This is a genomic window from Mycobacterium sp. D16R24, assembly GCF_002013385.1.
In the GTDB taxonomy this organism is placed as follows: Bacteria; Actinomycetota; Actinomycetes; order Mycobacteriales; family Mycobacteriaceae; genus Mycobacterium.
The window spans coordinates 19,080-37,812 of sequence record NZ_MAEV01000032.1 but is presented as its reverse complement, the minus strand read 5'-3'; the positions used below and the strand labels follow the sequence as shown (position 1 = coordinate 37,812).

Genomic DNA, 18,733 nt, shown 5'->3' with positions numbered 1-18,733 from the left:
CTACCCTGCCGGTTCCGAGTACACGACGTCGACAAACTCGTCCCCGTCGAATACCAGCGAGGTGAGCGAGGCGACGTTGCACTGGCGTTTGCGTGGGTCGTGCCACAGTCGCTTGCCGAGCAGGTACTGGCGCGCCGTCCACACCGGCAGCTGATGACTCACGCACACCACCTCGGAGCCCTCGGCACGACCGCGCGCCCGGTCGATCGCCGACGTCATCCGGGATGCGATGTCGCGGTAAGACTCTCCCCAGGACGGGGTGAACGGGTCGCGCAGCTTCCACCAGTTACGGGGGTCGCGCAACGCCCCGTCACCCACCGACACCTTCATGCCCTCGAAGGAGTTGCCGGCCTCGATGAGGTCATCGTCGGAGATTATGGTGAGGCCATGAGCATCGGCGATGGGGGTGGCCGTCTGCTGGGCGCGCAACAGCGGTGAGGCCACTACCGCGGTAATCTCATTGCCCCGCAGCAACTCTGCCACCTTCGCCGCCTGTGTCTGCCCCTTATCCGACAACCGGAAATCCGGCAGCCGGCCGTACAGAATGCCCTCGGGGTTGTGCACTTCGCCATGGCGCATCAAATGAACGATGGTCCGGGTCATTGAAATTCCTTACCTCTCCTCGGCAGAGGCCGCGGCATGAGCAGCGGCGGGCAAAGCGTCGGCAATACGGTCGAACGCCTCGTCGTCGAGGGCGGTGGAAACAAACCAGGTCTCGAACGCACTCGGCGGCGCATACACGCCGCGGCTCAACAGTGCGTGGAAGAACGCGGGGTAACGCCATGTTTCGGTCGCCTTGGCGCCCTGGAAGTCCTGTACCGGCTCGGCACCGAAGAAGAGGCTGAACATGTTGCCGGCCCGGCCGATCTGATGCGCCACCCCCTCCGCGTCCAGGGATGCGACGATAAGAGCGATGATCGCGTCGGCGTTACGATCAAGCGTTTCATAGGTTTTCGCATCTGCGGCGCGCAGCGAAGCCAGCCCCGCCGCAACCGCGATCGGGTTACCGGACAGCGTTCCCGCCTGGTACACCGGGCCAAGTGGCGCGAGGCGCTCCATGATGTCGGCACGACCGCCGAATGCCGCGGCGGGCATGCCACCGCTCATCACCTTGCCGAAGGTAACCAGATCACCGGCCACCTGATCGATCCCGAACCAGCCCGAACGGCTGACCCGGAAACCCGTCATGACTTCGTCCATGATGAGCAGCGCGCCATGGTTTTCGGTGATGCGCCGCAGCCCGGCGTTGAAATCCGGGGCGGGTGCGACGGTGCCCATGTTGCCGGCGGCCGCCTCGGTGATGACAGCGGCAATCTGATCGCCTTGCTCGGCGAACGTTCGGGCCACTGCGCCGATGTCGTTGTACGGCAACACGATGGTGTCTGCGGCGGAGGCGCCGGTGACACCGGGTGAGGACGGCAGGCCGAATGTGGCCACGCCCGATCCGGCGTCGGCCAGCAGCGCGTCCACATGCCCGTGGTAACAACCGGCGAACTTCACGATCTTGGGTCGACTGGTGAATCCGCGAGCCAGTCGCACCGCACTCATGGTGGCCTCGGTGCCGGAGTTGACCAGACGCACCTTTTCTACCGGCCGTACGCGATCGACGAGCTCGCGCGCGAGCTCGATCTCACCCTCGACGGGCGCGCCGTAAGACAGCCCGTCCTTGGCGGTCCGCTGCACGGCCTCCACCACGGTGGGGTGCGCGTGGCCGAGGATCAGCGGCCCCCAGGAGCAGACCAGGTCCACGTATCGGTTGTCGTCCACATCGGTGAGCCAGCATCCGGCGCCAGACTTGATGAACCGCGGGACGCCGCCGACCGCGGCGAAGGCACGCACCGGCGAGTTGACTCCACCTGGGATGACGGCCGAGGCGTCGGCGAACAGACGTGCGGAATTGGGCGTCTCGTCAGGCACGGCATCCAGTGTCTCAGCTGGCGCCAAATCGTCCACTACAGGGTGTAGTGGATCAGTCGGGTGTCAGCGCAAAGGTGGGGTGATCGGCGTCGTCGGGAAGCTGGGCGAAGTAGCCGTCGACCACCTTGCCGGCCTTGGGCTTGTAGGCCGCGATGATGGGCGCACGGTCGGCTACGGGTACCTCACTGGCCGTGTACGCCGCGCTGGCGCCCTTGAACATCAGCGTCACCTGCGGGTTCGCCCTGATGTTCTTGACCCATTGGCTCTCACCGCGAGTGGACACCAGGTACTTGATGCCGTCGACATCCACGGTGGCCACCGGGATCTGCTGCGGCTCGCCGCTGACCCGCTTGGTGATGGTGAGCGTCTCGCCAATATTGGCGGCCATGGCCACCCGATTGAACACCTTGCGCACAAACCATGGGGGCTTGAGGTATGCCATGGATCACAGTTTGATGGTGGTATGCAGATACCGCAATCGGTCGCGCGCTTCAACAAGTACGTCACCAACCCCGTCCAGCGGCTGTGGGCGGGCTGGGCCCCGAGCTTCGCCATCATCGAGCACAAGGGCCGCAAGTCGGGCAAGGAGTTCCGGACGCCCGTCACCGCGTTTAAGACACCCGACGGCCTGGCCATCCTGTTGACCTACGGCCCGGACCGGGACTGGCTGAAAAACCTGCAGGCGGCCGGTGGCGGGAGGATCGTGCGCAGGGGGAAGACCCACGATGTTGTCAATCCGCGCGTGGTCAGCCGGGACGAGGCGGCGGCGCTGGTCAAGGGCCGCACGTTCGGGAAGCTCCCGTTCGATCAGGCCGTGCTGCTGACCTACGCCTGAGCGGCCGGCACCGGCGCCCGTTGCGACACCTCACAGCGGACCGTGCTGACGGTCTTCGAACCTGGTGCGCAGGCGTGTGCTCACCGTACGTGCCACACGCGAGGTCAGATTGCAGACGGTGATAACGGGCGTGATCAACAGCAGCGGGCGGGGCGCGGGCAGGCCTTTACCTACCAGATCTTCACAAACTTGTCCGGCGAGTTCACCATGGGATCGCCTGCCAGACAACCAAATTCGGCGGCAAACGGCGCAACATTGGGCACCACGCCGTTGACGCGCAACGACGGCGGCGAATGCGGATCGCTGGCCAGCTGGGTAATCGCGGCCTCGGGACGCTGCTTGTCTCGCCAGATCCGCGCGTAGTTCAGGAAAAACCGCTGCGTGTCGTTGAATCCGACGATGCCGCTGATCTTGTCGCCATCCTTCTTCTTGGCCAACTCCGCGACCAGCGCGTCATAGGCGGTGTTGACACCGCCGAGATCCGCGATGTTCTCGCCCAACGTGAGCTTGCCGTCGACATGTAGCTCGGGGTGGCCCGGAATCGGCGTGTAGGCATTGAACTGCTCCACCAGCCGGTTGGCGCGCTTCTCGAACTCCTCGCGATCGTTCGGCGTCCACCAATTGACCCGGTTGCCCTCACCGTCGAACTGGCTGCCCTCGTCGTCGAACGCATGGGTGAATTCGTGACCGATCACCGCACCGATACCGCCGTAGTTAAACGCCGGATCACCCTTGGGGTCATAGAACGGCGCCTGCAGGATCGCGGCGGGAATGGTAATGCTGTTCTCGGTGGGGTCGTACTGAGCGTTGACCGTCTGCGGCGTCATCCCCCACAGCGACCGGTCGGTGGGGTGCCCGATCTTGGCCATGTCGAAGTCGTGATTGAACTTCAACGCGGCGGCCCTGTCGGCGTAGAAGTTGTCGCCGGTCAGCTTCAGCTTGGAGAAATCCCGATTCTTGTCAGGGAAGCCCACCTTGAGGATCAGCTTGTCCCACTTGCCCTTTGCGGCGAGTTTGGTCTGTGGGCTCATCCAGTCGACGGCCTCGATGCGTTTACGGAGGGCCTCCTTGACATTGCCCACCACCTCGGTTGCCGAGCGCTTGGCGCGATCGCTGAACATGCGGTCGACGTACAACTGTCCCAGCGCCGGGCCCACCAGCGTGTTGACGATCTTAAGGCCCTGCTCCCAGCGCTGTTTCTGCGCCGTGGTTCCGGTAAGCGCCGAATCGTATTTGAAGGCATTGTCGCGGAACGCCTTCGACAACGCACCGGCAGACCTGTGCACCGCATGGAAGGTCAGATACGACTTCCAGGTGTCCAGGTCGGCGCTAGCGAGCTGCCGATCGAATGTCGTGAAGAACTCGGTCTCGGCAAGCGAGAACGACCTGGCGGCCGGGGCCCCGTGCGCCTTCAAGTAGGCACCCCATTCGAAATGCGGTGTCACCGCATCTGCCTGCGCGACGGTCACGAGCTTGTACTGGTTAGCCGGATCACGTTGCTGCACAGGACTCAACGTCGAGGCGGCCAGCGCTGATTCGAGCGCGGCGACCTGTTCGGTGCGGGCCTCGGCAACCTCCTGGTTCGCTCCAATTAATCCGAATGTCGACGCGATGTAGGTGCGATACGCGTTGAAGACCGACGCGTACTTGGGATCGGTGTAGTAGTCCTTGGCAGGCATGCCCAGCGCATCGGCCCTGGCGTAGCCGATCTGCTCGGTGGCGTTGGCGTAGTCGGCGCCGGCCTCGAAACCGAACACCAGGTGCTGCCCCGTGGCGGCATCGGCAGCCAGAAAGGCCGTGAGCTCCTCGGGCGAGTTGATCTGATCGATCGCGGCGAGCGTTGGACGAATGGGGTCATACCCGGCCGCGTCGAGCTTCGCATCGTCGATGGCGGCGCGGTAGAGGAGACCGACCTGATAGTTGACCGACTCATGATCGGCGGTTCCGAGTCCGGAGACCGCACCGTCGACGATCTCGTGCTGGACGTCACGGGACTGGTCGGCCAGCATGTCGAAGCTGCCATAGCTGGACTTGTCCGCAGGGATGGTGGCCTGCTCGATCCATTTGGCGTTCACAAACCCATTGAGATCGGTGCACGCGGCGAAACGCAGGCTCAGCTGCGCGTTATCGAACGTTGGAATGGGCACGTTCGACGCCACCGGGGCGGTGGGCTGGTCCCGGGTACACCCGGAAATGGACATGGCCAGCACTAGCGCCGCCATACCGGCGGATCGACTCAGACGCATGCCCACCATTTTGCCCATCTGAACCGTTACGTCGAGCCTCACGCTGTGGCGGGTTTCACTGAGAGGAGGAATTGGTTCGGCTGGCTAACGGTCGTAGGCTGGCATGGGTGCCGGTGCAGGAGATGATCTTCGTCGCGCTCGCGGCGTTCGGAGCCGGCGCGATCAACGTGGTTGCCGGGTCCGGTACCCTCATCACCTTCCCCACCCTCGTCGCCTTCGGCTACCCGCCCGTGGTGGCGACAATGTCGAACGCCGTCGGACTGACCGTCGGCAGCATGACGGGCGTATGGGGATATCGCCGCGAGCTGTCCGGACAGTGGCCGCGGCTCAAGTGGCAGATACCCGCGGTGCTGGTCGGCGCGCTCATCGGGTCGTTCCTGCTGCTGCATCTGCCTGAGAAGACGTTCGTCACCATCGTGCCGGTGCTGCTAATCCTCGCGCTGGTTCTCGTGGTCGTCGGGCCGAAGATCCAGGCCTGGGCGCGTCGGCGTTCCGAAGCGCAGGGCCTGGATGCCGGTCATGTCCCTCCGGGCCGGATGGCGGCGCTCACCGGAGGCAACTTCCTCGTCGGGATTTATGGCGGGTATTTCACTGCCGCCCAAGGGATCATGCAGATCGCGGTGATGGGCGCACTGCTCCCCGAGTCCATGCAGCGGATGAACGCGGCCAAGAACGTGCTGGCCATGATCACCAATATCGTTGCCGCTCTTGCGTACACGATCGTCGCCTTCGACCGGGTGAGCTGGACAGCAGCCGGGATCATCGCGGCGGGCTCATTCGTGGGCGGGCTGGCCGGCGCGCGCTGGGGGCGCAGGCTCTCACCCGGCGCATTGCGTGTTGTCATCGTGGCGGTGGGCCTGATCGGCCTGTGGCGCCTGCTCTTCTGAGTGTCGGCGCCAGAAGGAATCTAGCGGAAGGTTCGCAGCCGCAGACTGTTCAGTACCACGAAGACCGATGACATCGCCATCGCCGCGCCCGCGATCATCGGGTTGAGCAGGCCCAGAGCCGCCAGCGGAATGGCAGCGGTGTTGTAAGCGAAAGCCCAGAAGAGGTTGGCCTTGATGGTGCCGAGTGTCTTGCGCGACAACCGCAGTGCCGTTGGCACGGTGGTCAGGTCACCGCGCACCAGGGTCAGGTCGCTCGCCTCGATCGCGGCGTCGGTACCGGTGCCCATGGCCATCCCGATATCGGCCGTGGCCAGCGCGGCGGAGTCGTTGACGCCGTCGCCCACCATGGCCACCTTCTTACCTTCGGCCTGCAGACGCTTGACGACATCCGCCTTCTCGGTGGGTTTGACTCCCGCGATGACATCGCTCGCGGCGATGCCGACTTCCCCGGCGACACGTGCGGCCACCTCGGCGTTGTCGCCCGTCAGCAGCACCGGAGTGATGCCCATGGCCTTGAGCTCGTCGATGGCCTGTCGGCTCGACTGCTTCACCGTGTCCGCCACCTCGATCTCGCCGCGGCGCAAGCCACCCCAGGTGACCGCCGCGGTGGTGTTCTGACCCGCGATGGCTTCGATCGAAACCTCGTGGCCGTCAACAACACCGGTAACACCGATACCGGGCTCGTTACGGAAGCCTGTTACCGGCGACAGCGTCAGCCCACGCGTCCGCGCCGATTCCACGATGGCTTTGGCGACCGGATGCTCGGAGGCCGATTCCACCGATGCGGCGATGCGCAGGATCTCGTCGCCGTCTGCAACACCGGACCCGATACTGCGCCGCACGGCTACGACGCTCATCACCCCGGTGGTCACGGTGCCCGTCTTGTCGAGCACGACGGTGTCGATGTTCTTGACGTTCTCCAGCACCTCGGGGCCCTTGATCAGCACGCCCAGCTGCGCACCTCGCCCGGTGCCCACGAGAATCGCTGTGGGCGTGGCCAATCCCAGTGCGCACGGGCACGCGATGATCAGCACGGCGACGGCCGCGGTGAACGCCGACGAGAGCGGGTACCCCTGCGCCACCCAGCCCACGAACGTCAGGGCCGCGATACCGAGCACGACGGGCACGAACACCGACGACACCCGGTCGGCGAGCCGCTGCACCTGCGCCTTGCCGGTCTGTGCATCCGAGACCAGCCGCGCCATCCGGGCCAGCTGCGTATCGGCACCCACCTTGTTGGCGCGTACGACGATCCGTCCGTGCGTGTTGACGTAACCGCCCACCACAGCGTCTCCCACGCCCACCTCGATGGGCACAGACTCGCCGGTCATGGTGGAGGTATCCAACGCCGAGTGACCATCGATCACCACGCCGTCGGTGGCGACGCGCTCCCCCGGCCGTACGACGAATTGGTCGCCCACCGCCAATTGTTCAACCGGGATGCGTGCCTCATCCCCGCCGCGTAACACCGCGACGTCCTTGGCGCCCAGGGACAGCAGCGCCCGTAGCGCCGAGCCCGCCGAGCGCTTGGCGCGCGACTCCGCGAACCTGCCCGCGAGCAGGAACACGGTGACCGCCGCGACGACCTCGAAGTAGACATGGACACCGCCGTGGGTGTGCCCGGCACCGGCGAACAGCACCCACAGCGACCACACGTACGCGGCGATGGTGCCCAGTGACACCAGGGTGTCCATCGTCGAGGCGCCATGGCGCGCGTTGACGACCGCGGCGCGGTGGAACGGGTAACCGCCCCACACCAGAATCGGGGTGGTCAGTGCCGCGACCACAATCTCCCAGCCAGTGAAATGCCAGGGCATAACCATCGAGATAGCCACCACCGGGATGGCCAGGATGAGCGAGCCGACGAGCCGCGCTTTGAGCTGACCGTCGGGCACATCGTGGTTCATGTGATCCTGCGGATCGAGATGCTCGCGGCCGACCTGCTGAGCACCGGCCTGAGAGCCACCGATCACCTGAGCCTTGTAGCCGACCGACTCGACGGCCTTGACCAAGTCATCATCGGAGACCGAACCGTCATGCTCGACGCGGGCGCTTTCCAGCGCCAGGTTTACGCGCGCCGTCACACCCTCGAGTTTGTTGAGCCCTTTTTCTACGCGGGACGCGCACGAGGCACATGTCATTCCCTGAAGGCGCAGATCAGTGGTCTCCATGCCCGTGTCAACAAACTCCATGTCTAAATGGTACCCCTAGGGGGTACCAATCGATAGGGTGATCTGCGCTACTGGCGCCGGCGAGCCGCCACGATCTGCAGCGGCATGGGCAGCTGAACCCTGGCCCGAAGCTCGACAACGATCGACGGGTCCGCATGCGCAGCCAGGGTACGCAACGCCTTCGGGCCGTAGGCGCGCAACTGGCTGATCGCACCATCATGAGCGACCGGAAGCACCCACCCCGCAGCCGCCGCGACGAGGAATGCCGGGGCCAAGAGCGGAGCCGGCAAGCGCAGCAGGTCGATGATCAAGAGCGTGTGCCCCACCCGGGTGCCCTCGGAGAACACCTTTGCGGCACGTGACGGCGCGAGATGATGGAACGACAGCGCGAACACCACCAGATCGAATGATCCGTCGCCCGCGTCGATAGCCGTGGCATCCATGGCCCGGACAGTGACCCGGGAATCCGAACCCAGATCGGACGCGGCGATACCCGCGACAGAGGTGGGCTCGATATCCGTCACCGTGATCGAAGCATCAGGACGTAGCTTCAGCAGTTCACGAGACAGACCGCCGTGGGCGGCACCGAGCTCCAGCACCCGAGGGTTGTCAATGCCGGCAAGAAACCCGGCCGCCTGCTCCGCATTCCACCTGTGCAGGCCCTTCTTCTCACCCATGAGGTCGAGGGACGCGACGACGGCCCGTTTCTTCGCGGGAACATCGTCGCGGTCCAAATACTCGAGTCGGCCTGTCTGCAATGTGCGGTCAAGCACGCAGGCACCGAATCCAGCGCGCGGCATCACGTCGATATCAGCGGTGTTCGTCATAAGCCCAGGGTATATTTATGTCAGCTATCTTGACATAAATATTAGCTGTGAATTGACTGCTCGGCATCGCGATGGTCACGAATACCGCGCGATACCGCCATGACCAGGAATATCCCCGCCAGAGCGGTGAGCGCGAGCGCCCGGGCCACACATGCGCCATCCAACGCGGTGAAGTGCAACGTTGGCTCGCCCTTGGCAATGGGCGCGACCTCCGTGGGTATACGCGCGGCCACTGCCGCCCAGCCGGCGAGCGCGATCGCCACCACTGCGATGGCCAGATCCACCGCTACTCGCGTACCAAACTTCACCACTGCTCACTCTCGGTATCGATCTCCGGGTCGTCACCCAGATCCATGCCTGCCGGCGGCGCGGGCACCAACGTGGTGAGCGCCGTCCGCAGCTCCTCGTGTCTCCTGGCCCACGCCTGCGCGCGACGCCCCCCGGTCAGGCGCAGACCGACGGATTTACGTCCCTTAGGCACCCCGGTCAGCTCTCCGAGCGGACGGGACTCCTCCCAGATGTGACGGTCGGCGTCGGAATACAGCCACTTGATCTGGTTGATCTCCAGCGTCTCGCCGCCCTGGCGGAGCTCGGTGGGCGTCAGCTCCACGGTGGCGTGCACCCGCGCGGCGTAGATCTGCAGCGCGATGAAGAAGGCGACGATGGCTGCTGTGATCAACGGCATAACGGGACTGAAGCCCCCCTGGCCCCATATCTGCAGGCCGAACATGATCAGCCCGGCGAGCGGACCAAGCAGGAGCCACCGCCACCGGCCACCGGGCTCATAGAACAGACGCGGTTCGGTATCCGAGACGTCAGCCATGCTCACCCCCGTCGAACCAGTTCTGCGCGGTCGGCCTGATGATCAGCACATTGGCCACGATCAACGACAGCGCGGCGATGAGCAGCAGCGGACCCACTGAACCGGTGCTGGCCATCGCGATCGCCCCGAGCACCGAGACCAACGAGAGGGCGATCAAGGCCCGGCGGTAGCGCTTATCCCCCTGCCGTGTCCGCCCGGCGAGAAATGCGATACCGGCCGCCAGCACGATGCACAACACGCCCCAGGCCCGAAAGTAGGTGACGAGATGTCCTATCTCCGCGTCGGTCAGCTCGGTTCTCGCGGCGGCCCGCACCGCGTCGAAGCGCTGGGTCACCCCGGCCAGACCGTTGAGGAACAGGGCGGCCGATGAGACCACCCAGAACCAGAACGCCACATCGACGATGCGCGGGCGCGGTTGTTCGGGTGTCATGCGGGCCCCTATCGTGATTTCGGGCATCATTCCAGCAGCGTATCGAGGTACTAGCGCTGCCTCGTCAGGTATGCGGTGGAGTTCTCGCGGTGCAACAGGAATAGCCCGCCGCAGATCAAGACGGATGCGGTGATCCCCGAGAGCGCCTGCACAATCGCCGGCACACCCTCCAGGTCGACCAACCGCGTCGCGGTGAACACCACCGAACCCACCGCACCACCGGTTAGGAAGGTGCGAGCCAGTCGGTATCCCGCACGCATCAGGAAGATCCCGGTGACGACAAGGGCCCCCACCACGACGACGATGAACCCGTTGAAGGCGTACACCGTCCACAGCGGGGCGGCCTTGCGCACCTCCGGGTCCTGCTGCCATTGACCGACGTTCGCGGCCAGGTAGCTCACGATCATCAGCGGGAGAGCGGCCAGCCACAGCCAACAACCGGTGTCGATATCGTCGGGTCGCGGCTTGGCCGGACCTGCCGAGGGTTGTCCAGCCAATCCACTCTGATTGTGCGGATCGGGATACATCACGCGACCACGGTAGTGGAAGGGGACAAACCGCCTACTCCAGCCAGCCCGCGACGTCCGCGGCCCAATAGGTCAGCACGATATCGGCTCCCGCGCGGCGAATGGAGGTCAGCGTCTCCAGCACCATGGCCTGCAAATCGATCCAATTGTTCTGCGCCGCAGCACAGATCATCGAATACTCACCCGACACCTGATATGCCGCGACCGGCACCGGAGAGACATCGGCGACCTGCCGGAGCACATCGAGGTAGGCCATCGCCGGTTTCACCATCAGGATGTCGGCGCCCTCCTCGACGTCAAGCTCGGCCTCGCGTAACGCTTCCCGGCCGTTCGCCACGTCCTGCTGGTAGGTGCGCCGATCTCCGCGCAGCGATGATCCCACCGCCTCGCGGAACGGCCCATAGAACGCCGAGGCGTACTTGGCGGCATACGCCAGGATGATCACGTCGGTGTGCCCGGCAGCATCCAGGCCCTCGCGAATGGCCGCCACCTGGCCGTCCATCATGCCGCTGGGTCCCACCACACGAGCACCCGAATTCGCCTGCGCCACCGCCATGTCCACGTACTGCGTCAGCGTCGCATCGTTATCCACCCGGCCTGAGGCGTCCAACACCCCGCAGTGGCCGTGATCGGTGAATTCGTCGAGGCAGGTGTCGGCCATCAGCACCGTGGAGTCACCCAGGTCCGCCGACAGGATCGACAGCGCACGGTTCAGAATGCCTTCCTGGGCCAGACCGGCACTCCCGGAGGCGTCCTTGTCCTTCTCCTCGGGAACACCGAATAGCATGAGCCCGCCGACACCGGCCTTCACCGCGTCCTCGGCGGCCCCACGCAGGGATTCAACGCTGTGTTGCACCACGCCCGGCATCGACGCAATGGGGCGCGATTCGGCCACACCGTCGGCCACGAACATCGGCAACACCAACTGCCGCGGCGCCAACGTGGTTTCGGCCACCAGTCGGCGGATCGCCGGGGTGGCTCTCAGCCGACGCGGACGCTGGTATGGAAATGGCACGGCAATGGCCTTCCGCTAAATCTCCGCTTAACGCCGTCGGCTCTTCTTACGTGGCGGCGGCAATGCGCCCTCGGTGCGCAACCGGGCGGCGTGCTCGGCAAGGGCCTCCACCAGTGGACCGACAGCGGCAGTCTCCGGCTGCACGTCCACGCGCAGTCCAAATTCGATTGCGGTCTCAGCGGTTTTCGGTCCGATGCAGGCCACGATGGTGCGTGCGTGGGGCTTCCCGGCGATACCCACCAGGTTGCGGACCGTCGAGCTCGAGGTGAAGCACACGGCGTCAAATCCGCCGGTCTTGATCATCTCGCGCGTCTGCGCCGCCGGCGGCGCCGCCCGCACGGTCCGGTAAGCGGTCACGTCGTCGATTTCCCAGCCACGCTCCCGCAGGCCCTCGGCGAGGGTCTCGGTGGCGATGTCGGCGCGGGGCAGCAGCACCCGATTCACCGGATCGAAAACGTCGTCATAGGGCGGGAACTCATCGAGCAGACCAAGCGAGGACTGCTCACCCGCAGGCACCAGCTCCGGGTTGATACCGAAGGCACGCACCTTCTCCGCGGTGGCCTGACCCACGCATGCGATCTTCACACCCGAGAAGGCGCGAGCGTCCAGGCCGAATTCAGCGAACTTCTCCCACACCGCGCGGACCGCGTTGGTGGAGGTGAAGACCACCCACTGGTAGCGGCCGTCGACCAAACCCTTCACGGCCCTTTCCATCTGGGCGGGGCTACGCGGCGGCTCGACGGCGATGGTGGGCACCTCGACCGGCAGGGCTCCGTATCCGACAAGCTTCTCGCTCATCTCGCCGGCCTGATCCTTGGTGCGCGGCACCAACACGGTCCAGCCGTACAGCGCGCGGCTCTCCCACCAGTTCAGCTTGGAGCGACCAGTAACCACACGGCCGATCGTCAACACCAGGGCGCCGGTCATCGGCCCGTGCGGATCATTGGCGTCTACCGGGACACCGTCGATCAGCGAGGCCAGCGTGGTCTCCACGGTCCGCTGCGCGCAGGTGGTGCCCTGCGCGGTCACCGCGACCAGAGTCTGATCGGACAAACCGTGCTCGATGAGCGCCTTAGCAGCGTCCGGTACATGCGTCGGGGTGGCGTGCAGGATCAGCGGGCCGGGAGCGGCGGCCAGCGCCGCCCAGTCCACATCGCCGCGCACATCGGCGACGGTGTGTGCGGATCCCGGCGGCAGGCCGGCGTACGCGGGCACCGCAGTGCTCGACGACAGACCGGGCAGAATCTCAAAGGCCACCTGGGTGCGCGTGACCGCGATGACCTCGGCGAGCACCGAATCGATCGAGAGCGGATCGCCGGCGACCAGCCGCACCACGTCCACGCCGTTCTTGGCCTCGGCGACCAGAGTCTTGGCGACATCGGCAGGATCGCCCAGTGCCGGGCGAATGTCGATGGTGAGTGGCGGTTCGGCAGCGGCCTCAGCGTCAACAGACGCGGGCGCCGCCTCACCACCGGTCGCGGGTTTGACGGGCGCCGGTTCAGGAAGTTCGACCGCGGACCCGACGAGATCGAGTACCGCTTGCGGCACATCGGGGTCGGTGAACGCGACCGTGGCGCTGGTGAGCACCGCGCGCGCCCGGACGGTCAACAGGCCAGGGTCTCCCGGCCCGGAACCAACGAACAGGATGCGCCCTGGCTTCTTGCGCCCTCGGGTCACTACTGCCTCCCATATCGGCGGTTTGCGCCGCCTATTCAGCTGTCATCAGTGCTCGCGCACCGAGATCGAGCAGTTCCCTCGCGACCGCGAGCCCAAGCTCTGCGGCCCGATCGGGGGTGCCAATCCCGGAGGCCCGAATCACGTCAGATCCGTCCAGCGCCGCCGCACATCCGCGCAACGACAGTTCGTCGAAGACACGGCCATCCTCATCAATCGACTCGACCACCTCGGCGATCGCGCCAACTGGTGCGGTACAGCCCGCCTCCAGCTCGGCAAGCAGGGCCCTTTCGGCAGTCACCGCGGCGCGCGTGTCGGCGTGATCGAGTTCCGCCAGCACCGCCACCAAATCAGTGACCTCACTGCGGCACTCCACCGCCAGCGCTCCCTGAGCCGGCGCGGGCAATACCTGCACCGGTTCCAGTGTCTCGGTGATGCGGTCCAAACGTCCGATACGGGCCAAACCCGCCCGGGCGACTACCACAGCATCAAGATCACCATTGGAGACCCTGCTCAACCTGGTATCCAGGTTGCCTCTTAGGGGGCGAATTTCCAAACCGAGACCCAGTGCTCTAAGCTGCGCGGCCCGTCGCGGGGACGAGGTACCAATCACCGAGCCCGTGGGCAACTCCCCCAGCACCAATCCGTCCCGAGCCACGAGGGCGTCCCGATAGTCTTCACGAGGCGGAATGGCGGCTATGACGAATCTCGGATCGGCTGCCGTTGGCAAATCCTTGTAGGAGTGCACGGCAACATCGACAACGTTATCGGCGATGGCCTCGCGCAGAGCGGCCGTGAAGACCCCCACACCGATTTGCTCGACCGGGGCAGACGACTGGTCCCCAGCCGTGGTCACGATTACTAGCTCTGCCTCGTGCCCTTTGGCGCGCAGGGCATCCCTGATTCCCCCGGCTTGCGTCGTCGCCAACAGACTGCCGCGGGTACCAATTCGGATCATGGTTGAGCCTCTCGGGCGAAGACGGTCAGGATCGATGAGCCGCTTACGCGAAGACCATGAGGAATCGGTGAGCCACTCGGGTGAGGACCATCAACCACGGCTCTCTTCGTGCAATTCCGTTGCGGCAAGCGGTAATTCGCCTGCCGTCGCCACCGCTTCGACGGTGTGCGGATCGAGCTCGAACAACTCACGCAACGCCTCGGCGTAGCTGTCACCGCCGGGTGCGGACGCCAGCTGCTTCACCCGCACCGTGGGGGCGTGCAGCAGCTTGTCGACGACTCGGCGAACAGTCTTGGCGACCTCGTCCCGCTCGGCCCCCACCAGGCTCGGTAGACGGCCGTCCAGGCGCAGCAGCTCGGCCTCTACCACCTCGGCGGCCCGTTGGCGCAGGGCGGTAACCGTCGGGGTGACCTCCGCCATCCGCTCGCCGGTCAGGTACCGGGCGACCTCGTCGTTGACGATCTGGCGGGCCGCGCCCGCGTCGTTGGCTGCCGCACGCGCGGTGGGCTCACGCTGGATACGCTCCATGTCCACCACGATGACGCCGGGCAGACCGGCCACCGTGGGGTCCACGTCGCGCGGCATGCCCAGGTCACAGAAGACGAGTTGTCGGCCACCACCCAGAGCGCGGTGCACGTCGGCCAGCGAGATCACCGGCCGGACCGCCCCGGTACAGGACACCACCACATCGGACTGAGCCAGCGCCTGGTCCAGATTGTCGAGGGTGAGCGCCTGCGCGTTGACACCCGACTCGCGCGCCGTCGCCGCGAGCCGTTGCGCACGCTCCGCGCTGCGGTTGACCACCCAGAGGTTGTCGATACCCGCGCGGATCAATTGCGCGGTCGCCAAGGAACCCATCGAGCCGGCACCGACAACGGCAGCGGTGCGTCCGGGCAGACCGTTGAGCTTGCCGTCGGCCAGATCGAGGGCCACCGACACCACCGAGGCCCCGGCCGCGTCGATACCGGTCTCCGAATGCACTCGTTTACCCACGCGCAGGGCGCTCTGGGACAGCTCGTGCAGCACTCGGCCCACCGCTTGATGCGTTTCCGCGGTGGCATAGGCGTTGCGCACCTGGCCCAATACCTGCTGCTCGCCAACCACCATGGAATCCAGGCCGCTGGCCACCGCGAACAGGTGCTCGACGGCGGCCTCGCTGTATCGGACGTAGGCGTATTTGGTGAGCTCGTTCATGCCCATACCGGCATGCCGGGCAATGGCCTCACCGATGACGGTCAGGCCGCCGTGGAACGCTTCGACCACGGCATATACCTCGACCCGGTTGCAGGTCGAGAGCACCATGACCTCGCTGACCAGGGGGGATTGCAGAATGTGTTCGATGATCTTGGGCTGATCGGCCTCGCCAATCGCCAGCTTCTCCAGCACCGGCACAGGCGCGCTACGGTGCGAGGCTCCGAACAGCAGGACGCTCACCGCAGGTCACTCCGCTGACATCTCACTGTCCAGCTCCCTTGCTTTTGGTGAGGCTCGAACTTCATGCACGGTAGCCCGAAAATGGCCACTGGGCAAAATCCAAACAGCCTGTTATCGGTCACGTTTCAGGTCCGCCCGGAGCCGAGGCTCATCCACTTCCCAATAGCTGTGCTCCTGACCGTCTAACAGCACCACCGGAAGCCGGTCACCAAACTCCGCGCGCAACGACGAATCTGTGATCGCAGCCTCATCCACATCGGTGACGGTGAGCGGGATCCCGAACTCGTCGGCCAGGGCCGCCAGTTCGCGCTGCGCTCGTTCGCAGGCAGAGCACCCCGGGCGCGTCAGCAGCGTTAGAGACGTCATATACCAATTCTGCCACCGGGTCCCCCGAGCTCCCGCCACCCTCAGTAGGGTTAAACGGCATTTGGAAACGGCGGACAGGAAGGGCGGCTAAGCCGGCTATGACCAGCCCCCAGATCAACGGCGAGCCCCCTGCCGAAGGCTCCGCGGAGGAGCAGTTGCACGCCGAGGCGTTCGCCGAAGACGTCGCGCGCGCCGCATCCTTCGCCGAGGCGGACGCTGCTGCGCCCGAGGTGCCCCCGGGCCCTCCGCCCGCTGATCTGACCGCCGCCGCATTTTTCGATGTCGACAACACGCTGGTGCATGGCTCCTCGTTGGTTCATTTCGGCCGGGGCCTGGCGCAGCGCGACTACTTCCAGTACTCGGACATGCTTCAGTTCGTCTGGGCGCAGGCGAAGTTCCGGCTGACCGGCCGCGAGAACTCCGATGACGTCGCCGCGGGCCGACAGAAGGCGCTCTCGTTCATCGAGGGGCGCAGCGTCGATGAACTCGTCAACCTCAGCGAGGACATCTACGACGAGACGATCGCCGACAAGATCTGGCCCGGCACCCAGGCGCTGACCCAGATGCACCTCGACGCCGGCCAGCAGGTGTGGCTGGTCACGGCCACACCCAAGGAACTGGCGGAGACCATCGCCCGACGGCTGGGCCTCACCGGAGCGCTGGGCACCGTCGCGGAATCGGTGGATGGGGTGTTCACCGGACGCCTGGTAGGCGACATTCTGCACGGACCGGGCAAGGCGCGCGCCGTGCGCAACCTTGCCATCCGAAACGGGCTGAATCTCAAGCGCTGCACCGCCTACAGCGACAGCGTCAACGATGTGCCGATGCTGTCACTGGTGGGCACCGCCGTAGCCATCAATCCCGACGCAGAGCTGCGCGACGTGGCACGACGCCGAGGCTGGGAGGTCCGCGACTTCCGCACGGCGCGCAAGGCCGCCCGCATCGGCGTGCCGTCTGCGGTGCTGCTCGGCGCCGCGGGCGGAGCGTTGGCGGCCGCACTGGCCCGACGCGAGAAGTGACAATCACCATTACCGCTGCTGATAGGCTCAGCGCCGCTCGAACTGTCTAGATTCGTACCTGACCTGCAGCGAAATGGGTTAATGCATGGCCATCCGCCAAGACATCATCGGAACGCACTACCGCTACCCCGATTACTTCGAGGTCGGTCGCGAGAAGATGCGTGAATTCGCGGCGGCCATCAAGGACGGCTGCGAGGAGAACTCCGGTGTCGTCGCGCCCATCACGTTCCTCGCCGTCGCGGGCCGGCGCGTGCAGCACAAGATCTTCACGGAGATGGATCTGCCCATCAACGTGGCACGAGTACTGCACCGCGACCAGAAGCTGAAGTTCCACCGCCCCGTCAAGGCGGGCGACCGGCTCTACTTCGACAGCTACCTGGACCACGTGCTGGAGTCGCACGGCATGGTTACCGCCGAGGTGCGCGCCGAGGTCACCGATGCCGACGGGCAACCCGTGGCCACGAGCATCGTCACCATGATCGGCGAGGCCGAGGGACACGAGACCGACGCGAACTCCATGGCCGCCAACATCGCCTCACATCGCAAGGGCTAGCGGCCTCTGCGGCTCGTTCGGTAAGCACTCGGGGTGGTACCGAACCAGCGCTTGCAACTTCGGGTGAACACACTCTGTTCGGCGTAGCCGAGTTGCCTGCTGACATGGTCCAGGTTCAGCTCGGTGTCGGAAAGCAATCGCTCGGCAGCTTCCCGACGAGTTTGGTCGACGAGCTCGGCGAAGGTCGCACCCTCGGCGCCGAGGCGCCGTTGCAGCGCTTTGGGGTGCACGCCGAGGTGTAATGCGATGTCCCCCAGGCCGATCTCCCCCGTGGGAAGCAGCTGACGGATGAGGATCCGGACCAACCGGCTGGAATCTGGCGTGCGGTTCACGAGAGTTCCCGTCAAATAGTCAACGGCGGTCTGATGCGTCAGATGATCTTTGGGCAGTGACTTCCGCATGTCCGTGGTGCGCAGGACAAACCCCCCAACAGGCTCATGGAAGTACGGGCGGCAACCGAAGTAGCGCTGATATGTGGATGCGGCCGTAAGGGCCTGATGCGGCAGATGAACGGAGACGGGCCGATAGCTGCCGCCCAGAAAATGATGCAACACCCGGAGCGTGACCCCCAAGGACAGTTCGACCGCCTGCGCCTGTGGGGGTGCCGGCGTGAGCAGGAACTCAAACTCGAAGCGGCACAGCATCGGGTCAACGGGATGGTCGATGATCCGGGCGCTGATGACCGGACAATACGCACCCATGAATTTCTCCAGGATGGTGAAGGCGTCGGCGACGGTTGCCGCCGTGCGTGCGGCCAAACCGACCGGCCCAAGGATTTCGATGCCCTGCCGCCGGGCCAGTCGCCGCCCGAAGTCGGCTGCGTTGAGGGCCACCGCGGTGTCCTCGAGCGCACACAGACTATTGGGCAGCGAGACGAACCGCTCGTACGAGCCGGCATCGGCGGGCGAAACCCCGGCTGCGGCAAGTAGTTTGCTGCCGTCACCACCGAGCTCCGCCACCAATTGACGGTAGTTGGTCAGTGCCGAGCCCCGGATCACCGACATGTCCCCAACTGTCAAATATTTGTCTCTCATTGTCAAGACAAGCAGGT

General features: G+C 65.4%; 21 protein-coding genes. 4 read left to right on the top strand and 17 right to left on the bottom strand.

Annotation, left to right across the window (positions count from 1 at the left end):
• Genes B4383_RS23450 through B4383_RS23440 form a run of 3 tightly spaced genes read right to left on the bottom strand, consistent with a single transcriptional unit; the run spans position 1 to position 2,359 of the window.
• Positions 1-603, bottom strand: coding sequence for a histidine phosphatase family protein (locus tag B4383_RS23450; protein WP_078293809.1), 603 nt, complete (start codon positions 601-603; stop codon positions 1-3).
• Between the two features lie 9 nt (positions 604-612).
• Complete coding sequence (gene hemL, locus B4383_RS23445; RefSeq protein WP_078293873.1) at positions 613-1,917, bottom strand: glutamate-1-semialdehyde 2,1-aminomutase; 1,305 nt, start codon at positions 1,915-1,917, stop codon at positions 613-615.
• 52 nt (positions 1,918-1,969) lie between these two features.
• Positions 1,970-2,359 (bottom strand): nitroreductase/quinone reductase family protein, encoded by a 390-nt coding sequence (locus tag B4383_RS23440; protein WP_078293811.1) that lies wholly within the window; start codon positions 2,357-2,359, stop codon positions 1,970-1,972.
• 21 nt (positions 2,360-2,380) lie between these two features.
• Between B4383_RS23440 and B4383_RS23435 the strand changes: the two genes are divergently transcribed.
• Positions 2,381-2,752, top strand: a complete 372-nt coding sequence (locus tag B4383_RS23435) for a nitroreductase family deazaflavin-dependent oxidoreductase (RefSeq protein WP_078293813.1) — start codon at positions 2,381-2,383, stop codon at positions 2,750-2,752.
• 170 nt (positions 2,753-2,922) lie between these two features.
• Here B4383_RS23435 and B4383_RS23430 read toward each other — a convergent pair whose 3' ends face one another.
• Positions 2,923-5,007, bottom strand: coding sequence for a M13 family metallopeptidase (locus B4383_RS23430; RefSeq protein ID WP_078293876.1), 2,085 nt, complete (start codon positions 5,005-5,007; stop codon positions 2,923-2,925).
• Positions 5,008-5,105: 98 nt separating this feature from the next.
• On the opposite strand from B4383_RS23430, the gene B4383_RS23425 reads away from it, so the two are divergent.
• A complete protein-coding gene (locus B4383_RS23425; RefSeq protein ID WP_139361006.1) occupies positions 5,106-5,885 on the top strand; it encodes a sulfite exporter TauE/SafE family protein in 780 nt (259 codons plus the stop codon).
• Between the two features lie 20 nt (positions 5,886-5,905).
• Here B4383_RS23425 and B4383_RS23420 read toward each other — a convergent pair whose 3' ends face one another.
• The 12 genes from B4383_RS23420 to B4383_RS27490 form a co-directional block, all read right to left on the bottom strand.
• The gene (locus B4383_RS23420; RefSeq protein ID WP_078293815.1) at positions 5,906-8,077 is read right to left on the bottom strand and encodes a heavy metal translocating P-type ATPase; all 2,172 of its coding nucleotides are present in this window, start codon (positions 8,075-8,077) and stop codon (positions 5,906-5,908) included.
• Between the two features lie 47 nt (positions 8,078-8,124).
• Entirely contained in the window at positions 8,125-8,883 is a 759-nt protein-coding gene (locus tag B4383_RS23415; protein ID WP_078293818.1) for a class I SAM-dependent methyltransferase, read from the bottom strand.
• Between the two features lie 41 nt (positions 8,884-8,924).
• A complete protein-coding gene (locus tag B4383_RS23410; protein WP_176126760.1) occupies positions 8,925-9,194 on the bottom strand; it encodes a hypothetical protein in 270 nt (89 codons plus the stop codon).
• Complete coding sequence (locus tag B4383_RS23405) at positions 9,188-9,706, bottom strand: hypothetical protein (RefSeq protein WP_078293820.1); 519 nt, start codon at positions 9,704-9,706, stop codon at positions 9,188-9,190. The genes B4383_RS23410 and B4383_RS23405 overlap by 7 nt, the downstream gene beginning before the upstream one ends.
• Positions 9,699-10,136 carry a hypothetical protein gene (locus B4383_RS23400; protein WP_078293881.1) on the bottom strand — a complete coding sequence of 146 codons (438 nt, stop codon included), beginning with the start codon at positions 10,134-10,136 and terminating at the stop codon, positions 9,699-9,701. The genes B4383_RS23405 and B4383_RS23400 overlap by 8 nt, the downstream gene beginning before the upstream one ends.
• 50 nt (positions 10,137-10,186) lie before the next feature.
• Positions 10,187-10,663, bottom strand: coding sequence for a hypothetical protein (locus B4383_RS23395; protein WP_078293822.1), 477 nt, complete (start codon positions 10,661-10,663; stop codon positions 10,187-10,189).
• 34 nt (positions 10,664-10,697) lie between these two features.
• A complete protein-coding gene (hemB, locus tag B4383_RS23390; RefSeq protein ID WP_078293824.1) occupies positions 10,698-11,678 on the bottom strand; it encodes a porphobilinogen synthase in 981 nt (326 codons plus the stop codon).
• 27 nt (positions 11,679-11,705) lie between these two features.
• On the bottom strand, positions 11,706-13,355 hold the full coding sequence (locus tag B4383_RS23385; protein ID WP_078293826.1) for a bifunctional uroporphyrinogen-III C-methyltransferase/uroporphyrinogen-III synthase: 1,650 nt from the start codon (positions 13,353-13,355) through the stop codon (positions 11,706-11,708).
• A 31-nt stretch (positions 13,356-13,386) separates the two neighbouring features.
• The gene (gene hemC, locus B4383_RS23380) at positions 13,387-14,310 is read right to left on the bottom strand and encodes a hydroxymethylbilane synthase (protein WP_078293829.1); all 924 of its coding nucleotides are present in this window, start codon (positions 14,308-14,310) and stop codon (positions 13,387-13,389) included.
• 90 nt (positions 14,311-14,400) lie between these two features.
• Positions 14,401-15,744: a glutamyl-tRNA reductase gene (locus B4383_RS23375; protein WP_078293831.1), complete on the bottom strand. Its 1,344-nt coding sequence runs from the start codon at positions 15,742-15,744 to the stop codon at positions 14,401-14,403.
• Positions 15,745-15,855: 111 nt separating this feature from the next.
• A complete protein-coding gene (locus B4383_RS23370; RefSeq protein ID WP_078293833.1) occupies positions 15,856-16,110 on the bottom strand; it encodes a glutaredoxin family protein in 255 nt (84 codons plus the stop codon).
• Positions 15,992-16,402, bottom strand: coding sequence for an MYXO-CTERM sorting domain-containing protein (locus tag B4383_RS27490; RefSeq protein WP_353615636.1), 411 nt, complete (start codon positions 16,400-16,402; stop codon positions 15,992-15,994). The genes B4383_RS23370 and B4383_RS27490 overlap by 119 nt, the downstream gene beginning before the upstream one ends.
• Here B4383_RS27490 and B4383_RS23365 point away from each other — a divergent pair.
• Positions 16,341-17,129 carry an HAD-IB family hydrolase gene (locus B4383_RS23365; RefSeq protein ID WP_353615635.1) on the top strand — a complete coding sequence of 263 codons (789 nt, stop codon included), beginning with the start codon at positions 16,341-16,343 and terminating at the stop codon, positions 17,127-17,129. The genes B4383_RS27490 and B4383_RS23365 overlap by 62 nt on opposite strands.
• Before the next feature lie 85 nt (positions 17,130-17,214).
• Positions 17,215-17,682 carry a MaoC family dehydratase N-terminal domain-containing protein gene (locus tag B4383_RS23360; RefSeq protein ID WP_078293838.1) on the top strand — a complete coding sequence of 156 codons (468 nt, stop codon included), beginning with the start codon at positions 17,215-17,217 and terminating at the stop codon, positions 17,680-17,682.
• Here B4383_RS23360 and B4383_RS23355 read toward each other — a convergent pair.
• Positions 17,679-18,686, bottom strand: coding sequence for an AraC family transcriptional regulator (locus B4383_RS23355; protein WP_139361003.1), 1,008 nt, complete (start codon positions 18,684-18,686; stop codon positions 17,679-17,681). The two genes, B4383_RS23360 and B4383_RS23355, sit on opposite strands and share 4 nt — an antisense overlap.
• Between the last annotated feature and the right edge of the window lie 47 nt (positions 18,687-18,733).